This is a genomic window from Acinetobacter sp. SK-43, from assembly GCF_015351505.1.
GTDB classification, from domain to species: domain Bacteria; phylum Pseudomonadota; class Gammaproteobacteria; order Pseudomonadales; family Moraxellaceae; genus Acinetobacter; species Acinetobacter junii.
Genome location: NZ_JADKPY010000092.1, coordinates 1 through 3840, shown reverse-complemented (window position 1 = coordinate 3840; position 3840 = coordinate 1). Strand labels below are relative to the sequence as shown.

Annotated in this window: 4 protein-coding genes; all 4 read right to left on the bottom strand. The window is 38.8% G+C overall.

The annotated features are described in order from the left end of the window. Window positions 1–614 (bottom strand): Abi family protein (locus IRT38_RS17320; protein ID WP_194598343.1); only part of this gene is annotated, 614 nt, incomplete at its 3' end. A gap of 140 nt (window positions 615–754) precedes the next feature. After that, window positions 755–2074, bottom strand: a complete 1320-nt coding sequence (locus IRT38_RS17315) for a restriction endonuclease subunit S (RefSeq protein WP_194598342.1) — start codon at window positions 2072–2074, stop codon at window positions 755–757. A 2-nt stretch (window positions 2075–2076) separates the two neighbouring features. Continuing rightward, window positions 2077–2253 carry a hypothetical protein gene (locus IRT38_RS17310; RefSeq protein WP_153565145.1) on the bottom strand — a complete coding sequence of 59 codons (177 nt, stop codon included), beginning with the start codon at window positions 2251–2253 and terminating at the stop codon, window positions 2077–2079. Window positions 2254–2255: 2 nt separating this feature from the next. Then, on the bottom strand, window positions 2256–3840 hold a 1585-nt coding region (locus IRT38_RS17305), incomplete at its 5' end, for a class I SAM-dependent DNA methyltransferase (protein ID WP_194598341.1).

Sequence of the window (3840 nt, the reverse complement as noted above, 5' to 3'; positions counted from 1 at the left end):
CTGAGTTCGCCCCAAGTCAGCATTTCAATCATCATCCATGAAGGCGGTAATTTCGGGCTGTCATATTTAGATAAATAGTGGCGTAAGAAGTTTTCTTTACGCACTTTGTCTTTCAAAGCATCTTTATCAGCTTGCGCTACAGATTTACGTTGATCAATGGCTTTTTCATCACGCTCTAAGCGACTTTTTTCATCCAGTAATTGTCGTTCAATACTGGCAAGCAAACGCATGTGGGCATAGTGATGGTTAAAATGCTGTTCATCGGTGTACCAAAAAGCATCATTGGAAAGATGGCACAGTACATTGCAAATTTGCGCCCGTATTGCCACTTCAATACGTTCAATAGCATCCATAATCAAGAGTCTTAGTTCTCGATCAAAGATATATAGGTTGAGTACATCATCAAATGTGGTATTGGTTTTAAATTGATGTAAAACCGTTGAAGGCGTGGTGACAATTTGCTGAAATGGAATGGTATAAGCCGATAGGCGATAGTAGCCGATAAAGCTTAAATAGCGGTCTGCCCGTGCAAGATCAGGAATGATCAAGCCACGGTCTTGCCATGTTTGGAGGTGTTCTTGGTTGCTTTTTGCCTGTTTGGTGAATTGAACCATCGTCTTTTCTCAGGCAAAAAAAACCTGCCGATTTGTGCGTGAACAAGCGAACTTGAACCTAGGCATGGCAGGTATGTTGATAAGAATCATGCAATATGATCGACCAAAAGTAAAGCTAGATTTACAATTTAGCAAGAATTTCATGCGCCAAACTCCCTTACGTCAATTTTGCCTGTAACCGCATGGGAGATGATAGATGAGCGATATTCTTTAAGCTTTTCAATCAATTGGCTTTGAGTGCTGATAAGTTTATCAAACTTGGTGTTCTGAGCATCTAAATGTTGAATAATTTCAGCTTGTTCTTTTAATGGAGGACAAGGAATTTCAATATTTGATAACACACCCATACCAATATTCTGTTGAGTGCCATAACTCCAATTTAAAACCAAAGCATCATAAAAATGACTTGAGTTAAAAACGGCTAATAGAAATTTGGGTAAGACCTTATTTTTATTGCATCTAAAGACAGCTAAAGGCGACCAAATATTAAATTCTTCTGTGGTTTCAACCATCGCAACTTTACCTGTGGTTGCTCCTGATTTAACCATATAAATATCTTCAATTTTTGGAGAATATTTTTTGCTATAAATTGCATTTAGTTCGGGTGTGATATAACCACGCTTTTTATCAAAATCAATTTTTCCTTTTGAGATTGCTTCTGCTGAAATAAAAGGCACACCATCATCTACAAAATTTGGAGTTTCATGTGGTCCATCAGTAATTGGTATTTCTAACAAATGCTTACTGGATGGTGTCATCCAATGCTCAGGCACATCCCTCAACCATTCCACACCACTGTCTTTCATCGGTGCATTTGGATTTAAACCTTTAGTCACAGCATGAGAAATAATCGACTTACGCTGTTCTTCCAAAAGCTCAATTAACTTTTCTTGCTTGGTAATGAGGTTGTCAATTCGGGTGGTTTCAGTGTCGAGAAATGAAACGATTTTTTGTTGGTCGGCTTTTGGAGGTAATACCAATTTAACTTGAGAAAAATTATTAAAACGTAAGGCTTGACCATCACGTATTAAATTAGATGTTGATTGTAAAGATTGAATATATCTTGTTGTTTTGAATGAATATTTAAAATACTCAATATCTACTACATTCAAATTAGGCTTGAGCATCACATAAGCTGAACTAATTGAACCCTCTAAATAACTTAGTTCAAGTCCACCTTGGAAGCTACGCATACTAATTACAAAATCATTTGGTCGCACTTTTTTTAATATTTCAGGATTTTTCATGACAACCATGACACGACCATTTTCAGCCATGAAATCTTCTTGAAATATAATGCCGTGTTTCTGTGAAGCAGTTAATTGTTTATCACTGCTTTCAGCTTTTTCTTTACGTTCAGTGAAATAAAATTTACTAGGAATTACTTCCCAATCCTCAGGTACATCACCTAACCATTCCACACCGCTATTTTTATAGCTTGGGTATTGTTTAAATTGCATGATTACACCTCACCCAAATCTTCATCATCAATGATGCGTAAAACGGTGTGTTTAGCACCTAAATAAGTACTTTCATCAATATCAAGTTCCAACCAAGCATCACAATACTCACACTGAAATGGAGAGGTATCCTCATAATCCTCAAGAACAATATGTTCTTTACAACTTGGACAAAGCATACTTAAACCTCCCCAAGCAATTGTGCGACTTCGGCAGATAGTTCTTTAATCTCAGCCATAATCTCATTCGGATGGCGTGGCTGCTCAAACACATAGAAATAACGGTTAAAGTTAATTTCATAACCCACTACACCGACTTGACCATCTTTGCTATCAGTATAACTGGTATCAATTACTGCATCAGGCGCATGAGGAAGTACCTCTGTCGCCATATAATCCTGAATATTCTGATTTAACGGAATATTTTCATAATCAGTCAGGTCACTATCCATTTGCACTTCACCGTTAATTTCTACGGCTTCTGCATCAGGATTTTGCACCCCAAACGCAGCGATCAAAGCATTTTTTAAACCTTTGCTGATTTTGCTGAGTGGTAGATTTTTCAGGAATGTATTGTCAAACCAAGCATAGTCTTTGCTGTCACCAAACTGCTGTTCAATATAAGCCGATACCGCATTTTGGTCGCTGTCGGATAACTTGCCAAACTCTTTTGACGATTTGAATGTTTCTAGTTTCTCAGCGTCAAATTGAAGATCAATACGCAAAGGACGCAAGACTTTTACTCGGCGATAGCCAAAGTCAGTGTAATCAAAAATCTTACTGACCGAACTTTCTTCAAAGTCGGCATAAATACGACTAATTTCATCAATCGAATTTTGGTCAATAAACTTGCGCTTGTTGCCCTCATTCTTGCGCATAGATGAACCCATGCCTGTAGCATCAATGAGCTGTATTTTGCCTTTGCGCTGTTCAGGTTTACGGTTTGAAATCAGCCAAATATATGTACCAATGCCTGTACGGAAGAAAATATCAGTCGGCAATGCCACAATGGCTTCGAGATAATCATTTTCTAAAATAAAGCGTCTGATTTCAGATTCACCTGAGCCTGCACCACCGTTAAAGAGTGGCGAACCTGAAAGTACGATTGCACCACGACCACCACCATTTTCAGGCAATTCTAATTTTGAAATCAGGTTTTGCAAAAACAGCATAGAACCATCGCTTGCTTTAGGTAAACCCGCACCAAAACGCCCATTTAAGCCTTTTTCTTTATGCTCTAATTGAACTGCACTGGCATCCTTCGCCCAAGACATGCCGAAAGGTGGGTTAGAGCATTGATAATGGAAACGCTGCCCAGCAAATAAGTCATTACTGAGGGTACTGCCCAATTTAATATTTTGTGATAAATCACGGCTTGGATCAGAATCCAGTTTTTTGAGCAACATTGAACCCAATGCGACCGCATGAGTTTCAGGCTGCAATTCCTGTCCGTGGGGTACAAGTACAGGGGCAATTTTATAGCGGTCCTTAAAACCGTCTACATAGTTCATCATGTCAGTTAAAAAGCCCGATGTACCGCACGTTTGATCATAGATAGTTCTGATTAAACCATTCTTTTGTTCAAATAGTTCATTATCAGGCTCAAGCAATAAAGTCGCTGCCAAATGCACAATATCACGCGGAGTCATAAAGTCCTCTGACCCCGTACCGACTTCCGCACCAAATCTTGCAATCAAATGTTCATAGACATTGCTCATGGTGCGGTCAGGAACAACATTCGGATGTAAGTCGATGGCAGCGAAGTTG